The sequence below is a fragment of the Nostoc sp. genome (genome assembly GCF_036919675.1).
Lineage (GTDB): Bacteria > Cyanobacteriota > Cyanobacteriia > Cyanobacteriales > Nostocaceae > Nostoc.
Genome location: NZ_JBALCP010000051.1, coordinates 1 through 18,887, shown reverse-complemented (window position 1 = coordinate 18,887; position 18,887 = coordinate 1). Strand labels below are relative to the sequence as shown.

Below are 18,887 nucleotides of genomic sequence, written 5' to 3'. Positions count from 1 at the left end.
CCATACCCCATACCCCATACCCCATACCCCATACCCCATACCCCATACCCCATACCCCATACCCCATACCCCATACCCCATACCCCATACCCCATGCCCAATGCCCAATACTTCTCTACGAGAGGCTGCGCCAACGACGCCGACTCCATCGAGCGTTCGCGTAGCGTCTCGTAGAGAAGCCGAGATGCTCAGTACAAGTGCCCAATGCCCAATAACTAATAACTAATGACTAAAATAATTTGGCAACAGGGTGAATTAATTGAAGTGACGATCGCTAACCTGAGTGATACGGGCGATGGTGTGGGACGCGCTGATGAGCGTGTTGTGTTTGTCCCAGATACTGTACCAGGCGATCGCGCCATTGTCCGCTTAGTACACGTTAAACCCAAATTCGCCCACGGGAAGCTCCAGCAGCTATTGTCACCATCTCCCCACCGGATTCGACCTAGTTGTATTGTGGCGGATAAGTGCGGTGGTTGCCAGTGGCAGCAGATTAATTATGATTACCAGCTAGCAGCCAAGCAAAATCAAGTTATCCAAGCTTTGGAACGCATTGGCGGTTTTGTCCAACCACCGGTAGATCCAGTACTTGCCGCCCCTTCTGCTTTAAACTACCGGAATAAATCTACATATCCTCTGGGCACATCGGCAACAGGACAGGTACAAGCTGGTTACTACCAAAAAGGTAGTCACCAATTAATTAATTTAAATCAATGTCCAGTCCAAGACGCGCGATTAAATCCCTTACTTGCCGAAGTTAAGCAGGATATCCAACAACGGGGTTGGCAAATTTATGACGAACAGCGCCACCTTGGACAAATTCGCCATCTCGGTTTACGCATTGGCCGACACACAGGAGAAATGTTGCTGACTTTGGTAGTGAAGAACTGGAATTTATCAGGAATTGAAACCCAAGCCCAGGAATGGTTAAAGCGCTATCCCCAGTTAGTCGGAGTGTCGCTCAATCGCAATGGCGATCGCACAAATGCTATCTTTGGATCAGAAACCCGTTGCATCGCTGGAGTCCCACACCTGCGTGAAAATTTTGCTGGATTGGAATTTAAAGTGCGCCCAGATACATTTTTCCAAGTTTATACAGAAACAGCAGAGGCACTATTGCAGGTAATTCAATCAGAACTCAATCTTCAAGGGCATGAGTTGCTAGTTGATGCCTACTGTGGTATTGGGACTTTAACTTTACCCCTCGCCAAAAAAGTCCGTATTGCTACAGGATTAGAAGTGCAACCAGCAGCAGTGGAACAAGCTATTTTGAATGCCCAGCGTAACGGAATTGATAATGTGACATTCCAAGTCGGGGCGGTAGAGAAATTGCTGCCAAAAATGGGCACAATACCAGAAGTAATAATACTCGATCCGCCACGTAAGGGGTGCGATCGGGCTGTCATCGACGCTTTACGGCAACTGAAACCATCTCGGATCGTTTACGTCAGCTGTAAAGTAGCCACCCTCGCCCGCGACCTGAAATTACTTTGTCAAGATGGGCAATATACTATCACACGGGTACAACCTGCTGATTTTTTTCCTCAAACGGCTCATGTTGAAGCTGCCGCCTTTCTTGCGCTATCAAATTTGTACAAGGATAGTAATTCCTTTACAAAAACTGAAATTTGAAATTTTTAGTCTAGTGCATACTAAAGATGCTAAAATTGAATTAAGCTAAAAATAGAAATTCATTTTGTTTAAATAAATTCAAGTTGCATAGCCTCTTAAAAATATGAATTGGATTGTGTAAATTACAAATCGGCAATTAATTAGAGTATGCCAATACTCTGTCAAATTACTAGCATCTTTTTAAGTTGCTTAATTCATTATCAAAACTATTCCAGCCGTTTTATATCTAAACAATCCCAACTCATACTATAGAGCTAATGCTCCCTAGCATTTTCAAAATTTAGTTTTAAAGACGCAAGTTTGAAGGCAGCATGACCACCTCAAGTTTTATCAGGGTGCCTGTAATAGCAAACTGATGTCTAGCTAACTGAAAGCTATGGGGTTTCTCTTGTGATTACTATTTCACTCCGTCCAGTTGGACGTTATTGGGGCACTATTAGTTTTGCCTCAACCCTCTACCTTTGTCCAATATTAGATTTACTGTTGGCAGAAATCCCAGCAAAATTACAAGCAGAACTGCGGCTAGGACTTCAAGAAGCCTTAGTAAACGCAGCTAAACATGGCAATAATCTTGATCCAAGTAAAACAGTTGTAGTCCGTTTTTCCTTAATAGATAATCAATATTGGTGGATAATATCAGACCAGGGTAGCGGCTTTACTCCTTCATCTACTAGTGATGAGGAGCCAACAGACTATTTACCACCAGATGAATCAGAAAGTGGTCGTGGTTTATGTCTTCTGCATCAAATTTTTGATCAGGTAGAGTGGAACCGCAAAGGCACAGAATTGAGGCTTTGTAAACAAATGGAAAATCGTCCCCGTTTATCTCTGCGACGGTAGCTTATTTAGAAGTTAGGAGTTAGGAGTTAAGAGTTAAAAATTTCAAACTTTTAACTCCTGACTCCTAATTTTTAAGTTTTTCCGTGAGTTTGACAGGGAGGCGCAGAAATAGAGCGATCTAACCAACCAACTGCTTGTTCTAATCTGGCTTGAGCTTCTTGTGGCTGATTCTTTAAAAGATACACAATAGCTGCTGCCACTTGTTCATTAGCGCGGGAATTGCGGTTAGACTTGAGGCGATGCCAATCGTTAGGGGAGATGCTCAGTCTTTCCATCAAGGCTTGAGCTAGTTCCAGAGTACTAAGTTCATTCAGTTGACTAGTTTGAGGCAGCTGGGTAGATTGGGACATAATCTATTGGCACATTTGCATTTACTTCTACTGTACTACTTGTAAATGAAGCCGTCTAAACAATCACAGCCATCAGGGGAAAATCCACAACCAGACTTTGAACAAGAATTGGAGGAAGTAGAGCGATCGCTCCTATCCTTAAAAGAGCGTTATGATCAAGTGCAACGCGATCGCCAACAACAGGCACAATGGCAACAGCGCCGCGATCAACTGAAGCACAATAAATCTCAGACACCAGAAATCAAAGCAGAGTTACGGCAAATTCAACAGCAGTTGGAAATCCTAGAACTAAACTTAGAAAGCCAGTTATTTTCTTGGCGTAGCCTCAAAAAACCTTTCTGGCAAGTCGTCCGCTTTGGTGGAATGGGCGTTATCATAGGCTGGATATTAAAGTCTTATGCTGGATAAATATGGTAAATCGACGGATTGCAGAAATATTGCGAAGTGGTCAACCTGATGAGTCTCTCCAAATTCAAGGCTGGGTGCGGACGAAACGCGAGTCCAAAGGGTTTGCTTTTATTGAAGTCAATGACGGCTCATCACTAGCTAATTTGCAAGTCGTCATTAATCAGGATTTGCCAGATTATGAAGCTATATTAAAAAAATTGAATACAGGTGCTGCTGTTGAGGCGACAGGGGTACTAGTGGCTTCTCTTGGTAAAGGACAACGGATTGAGTTGAAAGCCGAGACAGTAAAAGTTTACGGAGAAGCTGATCCCGATACATATCCCCTGCAAAAGAAACGCCATTCCTTTGAGTTTCTGCGAACCATTGGACATTTGCGATCGCGGACTAATTCTTTTGGTGCAGTTTTCCGCGTCAGAAATGCTTGTTCTACAGCAATTCACCAATTTTTCCACGAAAGAGGCTTTTTGTGGGTACACACACCGATCATTACTGCTAGCGATTGCGAAGGAGCGGGTGAACTGTTTAGCGTTACCAGTTTGGATTTAAAGAATATTCCCCGCACAGAAAACCAAGCAGTAGATTACAGCCAAGACTTTTTTGCTAAACCCACATATTTAACAGTTAGCGGCCAGTTGGAAGCGGAAGTTATGGCGATGGCGTTTTCTAACGTCTACACCTTTGGCCCTACCTTCCGTGCAGAAAATTCCAACACCTCCCGCCACCTAGCAGAATTTTGGATGGTTGAGCCAGAAATGGCTTTTTGTGACCTAGAAGGCGATATGGATTTAGCTGAGGCGTTTCTCAAACACATTTTTAAATATGTGTTGGAAACTTGCCCAGAAGATATGGAATTTTTTAATGAACGCATTGATAAATCTGTGTTGGTAACAGCCGAAAATATTATTAATAATCAGTTTGAACGCTTAACTTATACAGAAGCCATCAAACTTTTAGAAAAAGCTGATGTTAAATTTGAATATCCTGTGAGTTGGGGTTTAGATTTGCAATCAGAACACGAACGCTACTTGGCTGAACAATTATTTAAAAAGCCTGCGATCGTTACAGATTATCCAGCGCAAATCAAAGCTTTTTATATGCGCTTGAACGACGATGAAAAAACCGTCCGCGCAATGGATATTCTTGCACCCAAAATTGGCGAGATTGTTGGCGGTTCCCAGCGTGAAGAACGTTTAGAAGTTCTAGAACGCCGCGTATTAGCGCAAGGATTAAACCCAGAAGATTTGTGGTGGTATCTTGATTTGCGTCGTTACGGCACTGTTCCTCATGCGGGTTTTGGGTTGGGTTTTGAACGACTCGTGCAGTTTATGACGGGGATGGGAAATATCCGCGATGTGATTCCGTTCCCGCGTGCACCGCAAAGTGCTGAGTTTTAGTTTGAGAATTTAAAACCCAGGCGATTAGAAATCGCGTCTACACAAACCAAGTCCGTCTGTGCGGAGTAATAAAAACTTTTAAACCCGCGATCGCGGGTTTTTCTTGTATAATCGCGTATTTTCTAAAGCTATTAGTTAAAATCAGGATTTTTGAATCTCCTCTTGTAAAACTTGAATTTGCTCAATAGGTAATTCAGTAACTTGAGCAATTTGTTCTAAACTCATTCCAATTCGTAGCAAATTTAAAGCCAGCTTTCTTGTTGTTTCTGCTTTACCTTCTGCTTTACCTTTGGCTTCGCCTTCTTCTAGGATTTCTTGATAAATGACTGATTCGCGCATAATCTCACTCCTTAAAATCTTCCTAATTACATCTTTCTTTAATACCAGACCTGCTAGAATGCCACTCGCAGCAGCTATATTTCTTTGTAGCTGGCGATCGCTAATTGCTTCAACTGCTTTAGCTACTTGGGTTAATACCATCGTAGGATCGTTTGTTTGAACTTAGCACGGCAAAGGGTAATAAACCTGGAATACTCATAAACCTGTCTGTAGGTTGTTTCCACAGGCGTATTACCTCAAACTTATGGTAAGTGTTGTTTAACCTAAAATTGTTTTCACTTACTAATACTGAGCGTGTTTTTCGTAAATAAATTACTATTTGGCGCATTGCTTTGTTAGGAAAGCGGCGATAAACCCTAACCCGATAATCTAACATCCGAAACGGGATATCTTCATCAGCGTCGGTTTGAAATTCGGTATGTAGAACTAAATCATCAGATTGCAATAAAATTAATGAATCGGCACGAATTGGTTCAGATGATAATTCAGTAGGGCTAAGTTCTGTTAATTTAATGGGTGAACCTAGTAACCAAGTTGCTAAGTCATCTTTGAAGTTTTCGGCAATGAATTTACAGATATTGTCATACATGGCAGCCTGAAAGTGAGGGTATCAGGTATTTTTGATAAAAATTAAGTTTGTTGCCGTTGGGTTTTCTTGCGTCAACACAACATAATATTACTACAACACTCTTTTAAATACCACCTAATTACCAAGTACTTCTTGTCTACGCTGCTCCTGTTCCTGCTCATCAACTCTTTGACGTACTTCCAAATATTTTTTTAAGGCTGCATTAGACTCACCCATTATTACTGATCTCAATTCACGAGCCTCATCGCCATCTCCTAAAAGTGAAATCACTTCTCTTCTTTGTGTTTTTTCAAGTGTAAGGAACCACTTTATAAAAGCTTTTAAAATTTCTTCTCGTGAACCAGATACCTCATCATGGGCAAGAACACAAGAAGGACAAACGTTAACTTTATAACTTGTATACCAGTTTTGTATAGTGTTTCTAAAGAAACCTCCACTACCAATTATAGACCCTGTTAGGGAGCATTCTTGACTCGATACATCTTGATTAGCAATACAGTCTAAAATGGAAGTTTTATCAGAACTACCAAATACAGTTGCTAAAGATGCAACAACAACAGAACCAGGATATCCAGGCAGTATTTCTCCTGTTGAATCAAGCCAAGGATATTTAGTCAAAAGTAAGGAGTAATGATATCGATAATAAATGCAATGTCTGATTGCTTGTTCTTGGTTATAGGAATTTTTAATATATTCATTAATAACATCTGTATTATTAAATCCCATTCGCTTGTAATAGTTAAAAGAAAGTATATCTTCTTGGCAGCTTTTCGCTACCTGAGCTAGCCTATTCATATTTAATTGTGCATCACCTCTCATTGGTGTTAAGAACAAAGTCGAGCTAGTTAATACCAAAGTTATTAAGCTTTTAAGTGTAAACTTTATCATTGATTTTTCTCTCTTATTACTTGTTCTAATTCATCAGAAGTTTTAGGTATGGGATATGTAGATTCCCAAGGATTAGGGATATTAACCCCAGCATTATTTGTGTTTACTGTACTTTCTGGTTCTTTGGTTAAAACTTGTTGTTTAGGTGTTAATTGCCGTGTATTTGAGGTGATTACAGTTATTTTTGGTTGCTGCTTAATTTGCAAGTAAACCTGTTTAGCCTTTTCAAGTTCAATTTTTGTTTGTCGGTCTTTATCGGCTTGTTGCCTTTTTTCTGCTACTAAAGTATTTTGACGTTCCCTTTCTCTTATATCAGCTTTTAACTGCTCTCTTCTTTCCCTCAAGGTTTTGTCAGATGTAGGCAAAGTTATTAGAGGACTTATTGTGGGTTTAAGTTGATGTTCCCTTTCTTTTATATCAGCTTTTAACTGCTCTCTTCTTTCCCTCAAGGTTTTGTCAGATGTAGGCAAAGTTAGAGGGCTTCTTGTGGGTTGAGGTTGAGCATTTGTTGGGGTTTCATCAACTTTTGTAACTGGTGAAGGAACTGAACTAGGAATAGTCACTGGAATATTTTCTTGAGGAGAAACAGAAACCGGGTTTTTACTGTTTGGTAGGTTAAGAGCAGCAGTAACAACAGCAAAATATCCCACTCCTAAGCCGATGAAAATTTGCCAATTTTTTTTACTTGTCTGAGTTTGTTTAGAAGCAGCATTGAGTGATTTGACTCCACCAAGCGATATAGTAGCGACAGAACTAGATGACGCAGCAGATTTAGACCCATTGCTTGATTGAATTGTCGTTTGTTGCCATAGTATTTTAGGCATTTGTAACGCTTTTTCTATTTCGTTCAATTTCTGCAAAATTACTTGCGTATTTTGAGGACGATGATTTGCAGTAGGAGCCATCAAATGGTCGATTAAATCTGCCAAAAGGGGAAAAAGATTAAGTGCATATTTTCGCCAGTTCAACTGGTTAGTTAGAGGGTCATAAATTTCTTTATCCTGGGGTTCCTTACCTGTGAGCAGAAAAATAAAAGTCCGTCCCAATGCAAAAAAGTCTGACTGCTGTACTGAATAACCGTTTTGTTGCTCTGGCGGTGAATAGCCCTGTGAAATAATTCTGGTGTGTGAATTTCCCGCCAAAATGGTTGTCGTGATTTGCCGAACTGCACCAAAATCAATTAAGACAAGCTGCCCATTTGGTCGCAGCATGATATTTTGAGGTTTAATATCACGGTGAAAATATTGATGAGCGTGTACTAAAGCGAGAATTTCTACAAGTTGTTTGAGCCAATTGAGAGCTTGAACTTCAGAAAGACGTTGATAATTACGAAATTCCATCCATTGCTCTAAATTTACGCCTTCAATTTTCTCCATTGCTAAACAGTGCAATGGTACAGAGCTATTTTTGGGTAAAAGAGTAAAATAACCATCTGGTTCTACCTTGGGAATACCCGCACTGTTTAGCTGACTCAAAACCTTTGCTTCCTGCTGAAACAGTTCAATAGCTTTGGGGTTCTTATCAGTTAGCACCTTTAAAACTTTAGTTTTTCCATACTCGTCAACTTCAAAAGTGTTACCAAAGCCACCTTGTCCTAGTTGTTTGATTACCCGATAGCGAGCTTGCAACAGTATTTCTGACCCACAGTTACGGCAAATAAGGTTGCTTGCATTCACTGAGTCAATAGGTTTTGGACAATGGGGATTTATACAATAGGTCATTACACTGAAGTAAATATCCTAAAAAATTGACTTTTATTGATATCTAAACAGAGGGCTAAATCTATAAGGTTCTAGTAATAGAGTTCCCTAAAACTCTGAAAAAGTAACGTATAATATTTAGAACACATAGCTGCAATAATATTTATTTTATACAAAATAAATTAGGGGTACAACAATTGTTGTACCCCTACAGATTGGTTATATTCAATCTAATGAAAAACCACTATAAAATAATAATCAACCTCGTAACTACCTGATTATGAGCAAGTCTTCACATTAACTACATCTAGATTAATGGTTTGCAAAGGCAAATACTTTCTTGCTTGCTTGCGTGGGATAAGTAAAGCTAATGTTAAAAGAAATCATGCAAAGCAAAACCCTCATCCAAGAAGTCAAGTAGGAAGCTAGAATGGCAATTCCGAATAAATAAGTAAAATCTAATACTGGTATTTTAGATAATAGACGCACCCAAACTTGTATCCAGATTCGTATTCCTAAAGACTTGCATGAGGAACCAGTCATTTCACGACTGGTTTCTCACTATGGGGTCACAATAATTATTGCTGATGCTCAGGTAAGCACAAACGTGCCACAACATAGTTGCTTCCATCTACAACTGCGAGGTACTGTTTCCCAGATTGAAAGCGCCTTAACTTACCTGGATGAGCTGGATTTAGAAGTTTTGCACCAATCCAGTCCTGAAGAAAATGGGTGGTAATCGATTTTGATTTCGGATTTTGGATTTTAGATTGATAATCCAAAATCCAAAACCTAAAATCTAAAATCGGCTATGCCATTTGATTTTCAATCGCCCACCGCGCTAATTCAGTGCGGTTGTGTAGATTGGTTTTACCCAACATATTGGACACATGGCTTTCAACTGTACGCTGACTAACATTGAGTTCTTCAGCAATTTCCCGGTTAGCTAAACCCCTAGCGACAAACTGGACTACTTTCAGTTCGGTTGGGGTTAACTGCACATCGAAGGGAACCTGGATGCGGGAACTGTTTTCGCCTCCTTTTGCTTGGTGTTCTTTCCAACGGATAGTTTGTTTCAGCGAGGATTCAACTTGTGCTACGAGTTCTTCTGGTTCAAAGGGTTTGACCATATAAACATCAGCACCTTTATTTAAACCCTTAACTCGGTCTGCACTTTGTCCCTTAGCTGAAAGGAAAAGAACCGGAATCCAGCTGGTGCGTTCGTTTTGCCGGACTTGTTCCACAAAAGTATATCCGTCCATTTCCGGCATCATCACGTCGCAGATAATCATGTCTGGAACATCTTGCTCTAAAATTTCCAGAGCTTCACGTCCATTTTCGGCGGTGATGACTTCGTATCCCCGGAATTCCAAGTAATCCTTCACCAGCAAGATGAGGTTAGGGTCATCATCAATCAATAGAAGTCGTTTGTGATCTTTCATGCTGGGCTCTTTCATAGCAGTGGCACTTGTCGCGCTTCGGTCCATCAAAGTCTTGAATATTTATCCTCTATGGTGGGTTCTTCGAGATGTGTCCTTTTTCCTACTTAACTTGCCTTTGCTGTCTCGAAGTCTCAAAAATGCCGAGCACTTTCAATAGACTAGTAGCTCGATAGCAAAAGTCCAGCAAGGATACGTATAGCAGTAGTATCTATAATGCGCTATTATATATCGCTTTGAAAGGGGCGGGGTAAAAAACACTGATTAAATAATAATCTTTCTGACTCACAAGTAAGTATTGGCTTAAAGATGACCCTACCTCAAAACGAAGCCGCACTTTCTTAAAGCTTACTGCCATAACATATCCTTCGGTTGTTAAGCCTCTATGAGGTGTTCACAAGAAACTAGGGAAGTTTCTGGCAAAGGATGGGTTGAAAATGCATATTTTTCTACCACCTTATTGCCTATTAAGTGTTCTCGGATGAGCCGCAGGGTAACTTCCAGGTTTGCTTGGCGATACCAGGCCCCATCAGGGTAAACCACCATTATGAGTCCAGAACAACAAACGCGCAAGCAGTTGGCTTTAGTTTTAAAGACGCAAATGGGATGACTTTGTTGCGGCTGATCAAGTTTTAACTCTTTAAGTCGCTTTTTTCAGTATTCCCAGGATTCCAGACTAGCTCGTTTTGAGCAGCAGTTAGCAATTGTCTGGCCAGCGCAAATAAAAATGTGTCGCTGAATTTTTGCAAGTCCTAAAGTTTCTACACAATTACTCAGGGCTTGATGTTCAACAGACTTAGTGGTTTTGGGGATTTGATGGTTAGACTGGATCACTGTATTGTTACTCATCGAGCGGCTCCCTGATTACAGTTCTATAACAATTTCCAAGCTTTGCAAATAAAGTTGACCAGATAAAAATATTCGTAACTTACGGAACGGAAGCTAAAAACTAGAAACAATTAAGCATTTATACTTAAGTACCCTGCTCCTCTTCTAGTTCGGGAACCCGTACTCAAGCAATTCTTGCCATTGGACGCCACTTTTCGGTAGATTAGCACTCAGGAGTTGAGAGTGCTAAACTCTGGAGGAAATAATATGGCAGCTTTATCTTTAAGCGTTTCTACAGTTAAACCTTTGAGCGATCGCGTTTTCGTAAAAGTGAACGCCTCTGAGGAAAAGACCGCAGGTGGTCTGTATTTGCCCGATACAGCCAAGGAAAAGCCCCAGGTAGGGGAAGTAGTCGCCCTTGGTCCTGGCAAGCGTAACGATGACGGTAGCCGTCAGGAATTGGAAATTAAAGTCGGTGATAAGGTGCTGTACTCGAAGTACGCTGGCACCGATATCAAGCTCGGCACCGAAGAATATGTACTGCTTTCTGAAAAAGATATTCTAGCAGTCGTTATCTAATGGGTTATGAGGGCTATGGGTTATCAGGTATGGGTTATGGCGTATGGGAACAATCCCCAATCCCCATTACCCCTTATCCCTAGAGGGAACCCCAAGTTCCCCAATCCCCAGTCCCTAATACCCAATTCAAGAAAAAATTGACCTAATCCCTGGATTTAGACACCTATGGCAAAGCGCATTATCTATAACGAAAACGCCCGTCGCGCCCTAGAGCGAGGCATTGACATTCTGGCTGAGGCTGTAGCTGTTACCCTTGGCCCTAAAGGTCGTAACGTAGTCCTAGAAAAGAAATTTGGCGCACCGCAAATTGTCAATGACGGTGTAACCATTGCCAAAGAAATCGAATTAGAAGACCACATTGAAAATACTGGCGTAGCTTTGATTCGTCAAGCTGCTTCTAAAACCAACGATGCTGCGGGCGATGGCACCACCACTGCCACCGTTTTAGCTCATGCGATCGTCAAAGAAGGCTTGCGGAACGTTGCAGCTGGTGCTAATGCGATTTCGCTGAAGCGTGGTATAGACAAAGCTACTGCCTTCCTCGTAGAAAAAATTGCTGAACACGCCCGTCCAGTGGAAGATTCCAAAGCCATTGCCCAAGTTGGTGCGATCTCGGCTGGTAATGACGAAGAAGTCGGTCAGATGATTGCTCAAGCAATGGACAAGGTGGGCAAGGAAGGCGTAATTTCCCTAGAAGAAGGGAAATCTATGTTCACCGAGTTGGAAATCACTGAAGGGATGCGCTTTGACAAAGGCTACATCTCTCCGTATTTCGCCACTGACGCTGAACGGATGGAAGCGGTTTTTGATGAGCCTTTCCTGCTGCTGACCGATAAGAAAATTGCCTTAGTGCAAGACCTCGTACCAGTCTTAGAGCAAGTAGCTCGTGCTGGTCGTCCTTTGGTGATTATCGCCGAAGATATCGAAAAAGAAGCTTTGGCAACTTTAGTAGTAAACCGTTTACGCGGTGTACTCAACGTAGCTGCTGTTAAGGCTCCTGGCTTTGGCGATCGCCGCAAAGCACTGCTAGAAGACATCGCTGTTTTAACTGGTGGTCAACTAGTTACTGAAGATGCCGGTCTGAAGCTAGACAATACCAAGCTGGATAGCCTGGGTAAAGCTCGCCGCGTCACCATCACCAAGGACAGCACCACAATTGTTGCCGAAGGTAACGAAGCTGCTGTTAAGGCTCGTGTCGAACAGATTCGTCGTCAAATCGACGAAACCGAATCTTCCTACGACAAAGAGAAACTGCAAGAGCGTCTTGCTAAACTCTCTGGTGGTGTAGCTGTGGTGAAAGTGGGTGCAGCCACAGAAACCGAAATGAAAGACAAGAAACTGCGCCTAGAAGACGCTATCAACGCTACCAAAGCTGCTGTGGAAGAAGGTATTGTTCCTGGCGGTGGTACAACTCTGGCTCACCTTGCTCCTGAATTGGAAGTTTGGGCGAAGGAAAATCTTAAGGATGAAGAGTTGATTGGTGCGTTGATTGTCGTTCGCGCCTTACCTGCACCTCTGAAGCGGATTGCTGAAAACGCCGGTCAGAATGGTGCTGTAATCGCTGAACGTGTGAAAGAGAAAGAATTCAACGTTGGCTACAACGCTGCGACAAACGAATTCGTCGATTTGTTAGCTGCTGGTATTGTTGACCCTGCTAAGGTGACTCGTTCTGCTCTGCAAAACGCTGCTTCTATCGCTGGTATGGTGTTGACAACCGAATGTATCATAGTTGACAAGCCTGAGCCTAAGGATGGCGCTCCTGCTGGCGCTGGTGCTGGTGGCGGAGACTTCGATTACTAATACTTTGTAGTCACATAATTTGTGAGAACAGCTGCTTCCCTTTTGGAGGCGGCTTTTTTTTGTGTAATACAGAAGTATAAACAGGAAGAAGAGGGTGAGTTACGACAACGCTTGTAAATATTTAGCTGAACAGTATCCTACTGAGTTTGTGCGTTGGTTGCTTGGGGTAGAGGTGCAACAAATTGAAGTCTTAAAAACGGAACTCACGCTTGAACCAATTCGTGCGGATTCTGTGACATTTTTGCAAGCAGCTAACCAAATTTTGCACATTGAATTTCAAACTTTGGTGAAATCTAATCCGGCGCTTAATTTCCGAATGCTCGATTATTCTGTGAGGTTGAAGCGTCAATACCGTTGTCCTATAGTGCAAGTACTAATCTTTTTGCAAGAAACTACTAACGAAGTGGCTTTTACAGAAGAATATCGGGACAACACGACGATTCACCAATATCAGGTTGTTCGTCTTTGGGAGCAAGATTCAACAATGCTCAATAATACTATTCAAATCCTTCCGGCGGCGCATAGAGCGTTTCGGGTCAAGTTGACCGTGTTTCAATAATTCTCTAACCTGTTCTTTTAGCCTAGTTAAGTAAAGCTTCAGTTGTTCTTCACCGTGTTCGCGTAAAATTTACCGACATTCAGTTAGGATAATATCGCCATTTTCGAGAGTTTTACTAGCGTCTAACTGCTTTGGTGTTGCATCGGATAAATCTTTACTTTTTTGAGCGTTTAAACTGTTAGTTAAACATTTTTCTATAGCCTTGGCAAGTTTTGGATCAGATTCTACAACTTCTGCGATCGCCCTTAATAAGTTTGCAATTTGTGATCCTTCCATTATCTACCTACTCGTTGAATAAATTCTTTAGCTAACTTCATCATAGAATCATGAGAATCATCATATTTTTGTCTATATGTCAAATAATTGTTCAATTCTAACCCTTCAGCAATTTTTGCTCTTTCTAGAATTTTGGTTTCAAAAACTGGTGGATAGAAAGGGTTGACAATAATAGAGTTTAACTGTTCAGTTTGGGCTATAGTTCGGTTGTAACGTGAAATTAAAGTTCCTACTGCTTTTAATTTATGTACATAATCTCTATTAAACTTATCAATGTGTTCAAGTAATAACTCTAATCCATGAATTGACATCCGGTTTGGTATACAGGGGATTATACAAGCATTACTAGCTAGAAATGCACTTTTAACTACTCTGTTAATATTTGGGGCACAGTCTATTAAAATATAGTCATAATTCTTCAATAATGGTTTTAGGATTGTACTAATAAGCTCAACAGGTTTTAAATTACAAGAATAATAGCCTGATGGTAAATCTTCTTGAATTTCAAAGAGCCTTGGGCTACTAGGTATCAGATGTAAGTGGGTAAAAGAGTTTCTGTTTCTAACATTTGAAACATTGTGTTTAACTATAAAATTTTCGCTTTTAATATTTTCTAAAAAATATTCAGGATCTTTAAATAAATAAGGCAATGTTAATTTTTTACTTTCAAATTCTTTTTCCCAAACCTCTTCAGATATTAAAGCACTAGTCAAATTACTTTGAGGATCAAGGTCAATAGCTAGTACTCGCTTACCATACATGGTATCGCCTGCTAAATATTCCGCTAATGCCATGATAATGGTAGTTTTGCCAACTCCACCCTTGAGGTTGCAAATGCTTATCACTTTAGCTGTCATAATTTCTGGTAGATTGACGCATTTGATGGGCTACAGTTCTATATTTCCCTAGAAATAGACTCAAGTAACAGGTTAATTCTCAATATCACAATTATTTTTGCGTCTTTGCAGTTCAATTTCTTTTACACAAGACTGATGCACAGTTCGTATCGCTTTTCTGAACTACAGCGATGCCTACGGCGGTAAACTACGCACCATATTTCTACCTTTACATAAAAATCCATGAGCCAAATTAATCCTGAAACAACCCCCTTACATACCTTAAACCCACTCAACCGATTTTCTGACAGAGCATTTAAAAATAAAAATGGGAATCATAATAAGTAGGGTGCATTAATTCACTCTCAATAAATATCAGGATTCATATGGCACAACCAAAATATGAAGGTTATTGCGAATGCACTCCTACCAAATTAGTCCGAGAAAAGTTTGGAGATGTCAATGTTTTTGCACAAAATGCTAAATCACTCCTCACAAAAGCTACTGGTTTTATTGGTGATTATGATTTTACTCTAAATCCTTACAGGGGATGTCAATATGGTTGTAGTTATTGCTATGCTGCTGCATTTACCCCTAATGCTCAAATGCGCGAAGACTGGGGTAAATGGGTAATTTTTAAAGAAAATGCTGCTGAGATTTTAGCGAAAGAATTAAAAAAATGGTATGAAAAGAATCCCCAGATTCCTCCTAGTATATACATGAGTAGTGTTACTGATCCTTATCAACCACTTGAGTCGAAACATCAACTGACTCGTCGGTTGTTGGATGTAATGCTTGATGTGAGTATTGACGGTTATCCAACTCCAACTTTGGTGATTCAAACTCGTAGCCCAATTATTACTAGAGATATTGATTATTTACAACGATTTAAGCGATTGCGAATTAATATGAGCATTCCCACTGGTAGCGAATTAGTGAGAAAAGATTTTGAACCGCGCTCGCCCAGTATTAAAGCCAGATTAAATGCTCTCACTAAAATTAAACAAAGTATTGATTATTTCAAAGGTTTTCTTCCCAAAATTTCTATCACTATTACCCCTCTACTTCCTACTTTACCAACTGATGAAGCTGCTTTTATTGATAAACTAGCCATCGCTGATAGAGTTGTAATTCAAGCTTTTCATCCTAGCCAGAGTCGTTCTCTTATGGCATCAACTCGCCAAGAAGCTGAAGCAATTAAGCAAAAATACGCTTGGTGGTATGAAGATGAGAAATTAAGCTATATGAAATTTAAAGAAAAGTTAGTTTCTCGGCTTCCAGGTGTAGAGATTATGGAAGGCAAAGAGGGATTTGGCTATGAATAATCCTATCGTAAATTGGTGGCGAAGTCAGCAGTTCAAATTATCTTTAAAACGCGGGGATATCCGACGTGCAGTCCAACTATTGCAAGAGATTCAAAAATCAGGTGCAACATTCTCATGGTTAGAAAAACTATTTAGGGATAAACTTCAACTTGAACGTTATTTCCAAGAATACAAACGACAAACAGAAACTTTAAGTGAACAACTAACAGCATTCCAGCAAAAAGCTAATCTCATATTACTGCCAGATGAAGAATTTATTAAATATATCTATAAGGTTTTTAATTTAATAGAACACGATGAATATAAACTGCAATCTACTGGTATTGATGAACGGATATTTGATGATTTTGAATCAAGGCTAGTTGAATATCTCAAAGAAGAATTTAGCAAGATTCCTGACAAACAGTTATTTATTAAACTAGAAGATGCTCTTGAGGATATTAATAACTTAAAAATTGGACAAGACCCAGACTATCGTTTTAGTCTAACTCCTCATGTCTACTTTATGAAGTATTTTTTAGAAAACGTATATTGCATATATTTAGCTTGGTTTCTCATTTACCAGGATGCTTTACTACCAGGTAAGGTTAATATCCTTGATATTGCAGCAGGACCAGGAACAGTTGCTTATGGTTTAGCTTTATTTCTCCAAAGTAGTAGCGGTTTTTTTCATATCCCGCAAATGCACATATCTTACTACTCTTTAGAAAAACAAGATGCCTTTCAGTTTCGTGGACTTCAGTTTTGGCGACGATATATTGAGTCGCGCCTAACCACGGTGAATGCTTACTTCCGCTTTGTTACTACTGATATTTTTACTTGTGAAACTGAATCGAATAATCTACCCAAAGACTTTTTTGACTTTATCGTAATTTCTCACTGTTTCTTTGCAGATCCAGCTAAGAAAGTTGAAGCTAACAATACTTACAAGCAAATATTTGCCACTAGCTTAAAAAATTCAGGTTATGTTCTGCTAATTGTACAAGATAAAAAGTTATTCAAAGTTTACGATGTTCACCAAGTTGAAAACCAAGAACAAGAAAAAAATGTAGTGCATAAATTTTTGGCAGAACTTGGATTAGAGCTAGTCTGGTATAAATATCTAACTTCAACAGGTTCAAGAATATCTTTGCCCGTTGCTGAATTTGGTAAGTTTGCTAAAGAAAAATTACCCAAACAACTGTATATGAGTCCAATAATGCAACAGTATTTTGATCAGAAGTATCAGTCTCACTATATATTAGATGATTATGTAATGTTGGCGAAAAAATCATGATAAATTGCAGGTAAAGAAGCAAAGAATGCATTAAATAAATATAAGGTATCTGAACTTTAATATTGAATTTTTAAATGACCTGCAACTCAGAAATAGCAGAAGGTTGGCATGGCAAACTTAATTTAGTCTATGCCGATCGCCAGGACATAACCCAGTTAATTTACAATCACCAACAAGCGCCCTTGAAGGTGCAACGCCCATTTTATCCAGAAGGTGAAAAAGTTTGTCATAGTGTCATTTTACATACAGCTGGGGGAGTGGTGGGAGGCGATCGCTTATCCTTTAACATCCACCTCCAACCCCAAGCCCATGCCTTAATCACTACAGCTGCTGCAAGCAAGATATATCGCAGCAATGGCTTACAAGCTAGACAAACCATCCAAGTGCAAGTTGACGCTGGTGCTTGTTTAGAATGGTTGCCGCAAGAGACAATTTTATTTAACGGTGCGATTTATCGGCAAGATTTACGGGTAGAATTAGCAACCGGGGCTAGCTTCTTAGGCTGGGAAATTACCCGATTTGGTCGTAGTGCTAGAGGAGAAAAATTCTTACGAGGGGAATGGCGATCGCACACGGAAATTTGGCAACAAGATGTTCCTTTATGGATTGATCGGCAATGGTTACGGGGTAGCGAAGACATTTTCCACAGTCCCCACGGCTTGGCTGGAAAACCAATAGTAGGTAGTCTAGTTTGGGTTGGTGGTGCAGTTTCAGCAGAAATCGTCGAAAAAACGCGAAATTTGTGGAATGGTGCTGGAGAAGTAGGTGTTAGCCGGTTACAACATGGATTATTGTGTCGATATCGCGGTTCTTCCACATCTGAGGTGAGAAACTGGTTTATTGATGTTTGGCAGCTGCTGCGAGTTTCTTTTTTGAATCGTGGTAATTGTATACCAAGAGTTTGGCAGGTTTAAAACGTAGACGCGTAGCGGCTTGCCGCAGGCTACCGCAGAGGAGCCAGTGCGTTGCGCGGGTTCCCCGCGTTGTAGCAACTGGCGTCGCGCAGAGAACACAGAGGAGGAGGTAGGAATGCAACTTACGCCGCAAGAAAAAGATAAGCTATTAATTTTTACTGCTGCTTTATTAGCAGAAAGACGTAAAGAAAGAGGTTTGAAACTGAATTATCCCGAAGCGATCGCTTATATTTCTGCTGCTATTTTAGAAGGGGCGAGAGATGGGCAAACTGTCGCTGAATTAATGAGTTACGGAACAACTTTATTAACGCGGGATGATGTCATGGAAGGGATATCAGAAATGGTGCATGAAGTGCAGGTGGAAGCTACTTTTCCTGATGGTACAAAGTTAGTGACAGTACATAATCCAATTCGTTAAGGCTTGCATCAAGGAGAAAAAATGATTCCTGGGGAAATTATCACACCAGCAGGTGAAATTGAACTAAATGTTGGTCGTCCAACTGTAAAATTGCAAGTGTCAAATACAGGTGATCGCCCCATACAAGTCGGTTCCCATTATCACTTTTATGAAGTTAACACCGCCTTAAATTTTGACAGAGAACAAGCGCGAGGAATGCGCCTCGATATCCCCGCAGGAACCGCAGTTCGCTTTGAACCAGGGGATGAAAAAGAAGTGACTTTAGTCGCCTTAGTCGGTAGCCGCCAAGTCTACGGCTTCAACAGCAAAATTAACGGACATTTAGATACTTAAAATCATTAGATGCTATTCTAATTAAACTAAGTAGGGAATAAATGCTACGTACCTGCGATTGAGTTAACAACGTAACTTCTCAATAACCGCTGCAAAAATGAGCAAATAATTCTTGCTTAGGTGAGAATAGCTACTTCTATAGGGATTGAAAATACTTGATTGTT

Annotated in this window: 20 protein-coding genes and 2 pseudogenes; 13 read left to right on the top strand and 9 right to left on the bottom strand. The window is 40.4% G+C overall.

Annotation, left to right across the window (positions count from 1 at the left end; all coding sequences use genetic code 11):
* The first annotated feature begins 225 nt into the window (after positions 1-225).
* Complete coding sequence (rlmD, locus tag V7K49_RS10065) at positions 226-1,632, top strand: 23S rRNA (uracil(1939)-C(5))-methyltransferase RlmD (RefSeq protein ID WP_335205433.1); 1,407 nt, start codon at positions 226-228, stop codon at positions 1,630-1,632.
* Between the two features lie 390 nt (positions 1,633-2,022).
* Positions 2,023-2,472, top strand: coding sequence for an ATP-binding protein (locus tag V7K49_RS10060; protein ID WP_298911492.1), 450 nt, complete (start codon positions 2,023-2,025; stop codon positions 2,470-2,472).
* A gap of 71 nt (positions 2,473-2,543) precedes the next feature.
* Here the strand turns inward: V7K49_RS10060 and V7K49_RS10055 are convergent, their stop codons facing one another.
* Positions 2,544-2,822 (bottom strand): DUF6439 family protein, encoded by a 279-nt coding sequence (locus tag V7K49_RS10055; RefSeq protein WP_334794331.1) that lies wholly within the window; start codon positions 2,820-2,822, stop codon positions 2,544-2,546.
* A gap of 45 nt (positions 2,823-2,867) precedes the next feature.
* Between V7K49_RS10055 and V7K49_RS10050 the strand changes: the two genes are divergently transcribed.
* Positions 2,868-3,230 (top strand): hypothetical protein, encoded by a 363-nt coding sequence (locus tag V7K49_RS10050; protein WP_335205432.1) that lies wholly within the window; start codon positions 2,868-2,870, stop codon positions 3,228-3,230.
* 2 nt (positions 3,231-3,232) lie between these two features.
* Entirely contained in the window at positions 3,233-4,624 is a 1,392-nt protein-coding gene (gene asnS, locus V7K49_RS10045; protein WP_335205431.1) for an asparagine--tRNA ligase, read from the top strand.
* Positions 4,625-4,765: 141 nt separating this feature from the next.
* On the opposite strand, the pseudogene V7K49_RS10040 reads toward asnS, so the two are convergent.
* From V7K49_RS10040 to V7K49_RS10030, 3 genes and pseudogenes are all read right to left on the bottom strand, one after another.
* Positions 4,766-5,552: pseudogene (locus tag V7K49_RS10040) on the bottom strand (Rpn family recombination-promoting nuclease/putative transposase).
* A 114-nt stretch (positions 5,553-5,666) separates the two neighbouring features.
* Positions 5,667-6,440 (bottom strand): hypothetical protein, encoded by a 774-nt coding sequence (locus V7K49_RS10035; protein ID WP_335205430.1) that lies wholly within the window; start codon positions 6,438-6,440, stop codon positions 5,667-5,669.
* A complete protein-coding gene (locus V7K49_RS10030) occupies positions 6,437-8,161 on the bottom strand; it encodes a serine/threonine protein kinase (RefSeq protein WP_335205429.1) in 1,725 nt (574 codons plus the stop codon). Before V7K49_RS10030 ends, V7K49_RS10035 begins: the two co-directional genes overlap by 4 nt.
* 448 nt (positions 8,162-8,609) lie before the next feature.
* On the opposite strand from V7K49_RS10030, the gene V7K49_RS10025 reads away from it, so the two are divergent.
* Positions 8,610-8,879, top strand: a complete 270-nt coding sequence (locus tag V7K49_RS10025; RefSeq protein ID WP_335205434.1) for an NIL domain-containing protein — start codon at positions 8,610-8,612, stop codon at positions 8,877-8,879.
* 70 nt (positions 8,880-8,949) lie between these two features.
* Here the strand turns inward: V7K49_RS10025 and V7K49_RS10020 are convergent, their stop codons facing one another.
* From V7K49_RS10020 to V7K49_RS10010, 3 genes are all read right to left on the bottom strand, one after another.
* Complete coding sequence (locus tag V7K49_RS10020; RefSeq protein WP_273767301.1) at positions 8,950-9,627, bottom strand: response regulator transcription factor; 678 nt, start codon at positions 9,625-9,627, stop codon at positions 8,950-8,952.
* Between the two features lie 327 nt (positions 9,628-9,954).
* Positions 9,955-10,125, bottom strand: a complete 171-nt coding sequence (locus V7K49_RS10015) for a hypothetical protein (RefSeq protein ID WP_335205428.1) — start codon at positions 10,123-10,125, stop codon at positions 9,955-9,957.
* 108 nt (positions 10,126-10,233) lie between these two features.
* Entirely contained in the window at positions 10,234-10,428 is a 195-nt protein-coding gene (locus tag V7K49_RS10010) for a hypothetical protein (RefSeq protein WP_335205427.1), read from the bottom strand.
* Positions 10,429-10,674: 246 nt separating this feature from the next.
* Here V7K49_RS10010 and groES point away from each other — a divergent pair, with 246 nt between their 5' ends.
* The 3 genes and pseudogenes from groES to V7K49_RS09995 all read left to right on the top strand — a co-directional run.
* Positions 10,675-10,986 (top strand): co-chaperone GroES, encoded by a 312-nt coding sequence (gene groES / locus V7K49_RS10005; protein ID WP_069071443.1) that lies wholly within the window; start codon positions 10,675-10,677, stop codon positions 10,984-10,986.
* Between the two features lie 165 nt (positions 10,987-11,151).
* Positions 11,152-12,786, top strand: a complete 1,635-nt coding sequence (groL, locus tag V7K49_RS10000) for a chaperonin GroEL (protein WP_273767298.1) — start codon at positions 11,152-11,154, stop codon at positions 12,784-12,786.
* A 94-nt stretch (positions 12,787-12,880) separates the two neighbouring features.
* A pseudogene (locus tag V7K49_RS09995) lies at positions 12,881-13,306 on the top strand (Rpn family recombination-promoting nuclease/putative transposase); the annotation flags it as partial.
* A 108-nt stretch (positions 13,307-13,414) separates the two neighbouring features.
* Here the strand turns inward: V7K49_RS09995 and V7K49_RS09990 are convergent.
* On the bottom strand, positions 13,415-13,621 hold the full coding sequence (locus tag V7K49_RS09990) for a hypothetical protein (protein WP_335205426.1): 207 nt from the start codon (positions 13,619-13,621) through the stop codon (positions 13,415-13,417).
* Positions 13,621-14,478, bottom strand: a complete 858-nt coding sequence (locus tag V7K49_RS09985; RefSeq protein ID WP_335205425.1) for a ParA family protein — start codon at positions 14,476-14,478, stop codon at positions 13,621-13,623. The genes V7K49_RS09990 and V7K49_RS09985 overlap by 1 nt, the downstream gene beginning before the upstream one ends.
* A gap of 365 nt (positions 14,479-14,843) precedes the next feature.
* Between V7K49_RS09985 and V7K49_RS09980 the strand changes: the two genes are divergently transcribed.
* The 5 genes from V7K49_RS09980 (at position 14,844) to V7K49_RS09960 (ending at position 18,723) form a co-directional block, all read left to right on the top strand.
* Positions 14,844-15,782, top strand: coding sequence for an SPL family radical SAM protein (locus V7K49_RS09980; protein ID WP_335205424.1), 939 nt, complete (start codon positions 14,844-14,846; stop codon positions 15,780-15,782).
* Positions 15,775-17,058, top strand: coding sequence for a photosystem II assembly protein (locus tag V7K49_RS09975; protein ID WP_335205423.1), 1,284 nt, complete (start codon positions 15,775-15,777; stop codon positions 17,056-17,058). Before V7K49_RS09980 ends, V7K49_RS09975 begins: the two co-directional genes overlap by 8 nt.
* Positions 17,059-17,132: 74 nt before the next feature.
* Positions 17,133-17,972, top strand: a complete 840-nt coding sequence (locus V7K49_RS09970) for an urease accessory protein UreD (protein WP_335205422.1) — start codon at positions 17,133-17,135, stop codon at positions 17,970-17,972.
* A gap of 115 nt (positions 17,973-18,087) precedes the next feature.
* Positions 18,088-18,390, top strand: a complete 303-nt coding sequence (gene ureA / locus V7K49_RS09965; RefSeq protein WP_334973406.1) for an urease subunit gamma — start codon at positions 18,088-18,090, stop codon at positions 18,388-18,390.
* A gap of 21 nt (positions 18,391-18,411) precedes the next feature.
* Positions 18,412-18,723 (top strand): urease subunit beta, encoded by a 312-nt coding sequence (locus tag V7K49_RS09960; protein WP_335205421.1) that lies wholly within the window; start codon positions 18,412-18,414, stop codon positions 18,721-18,723.
* Positions 18,724-18,887: the final 164 nt, after the last annotated feature.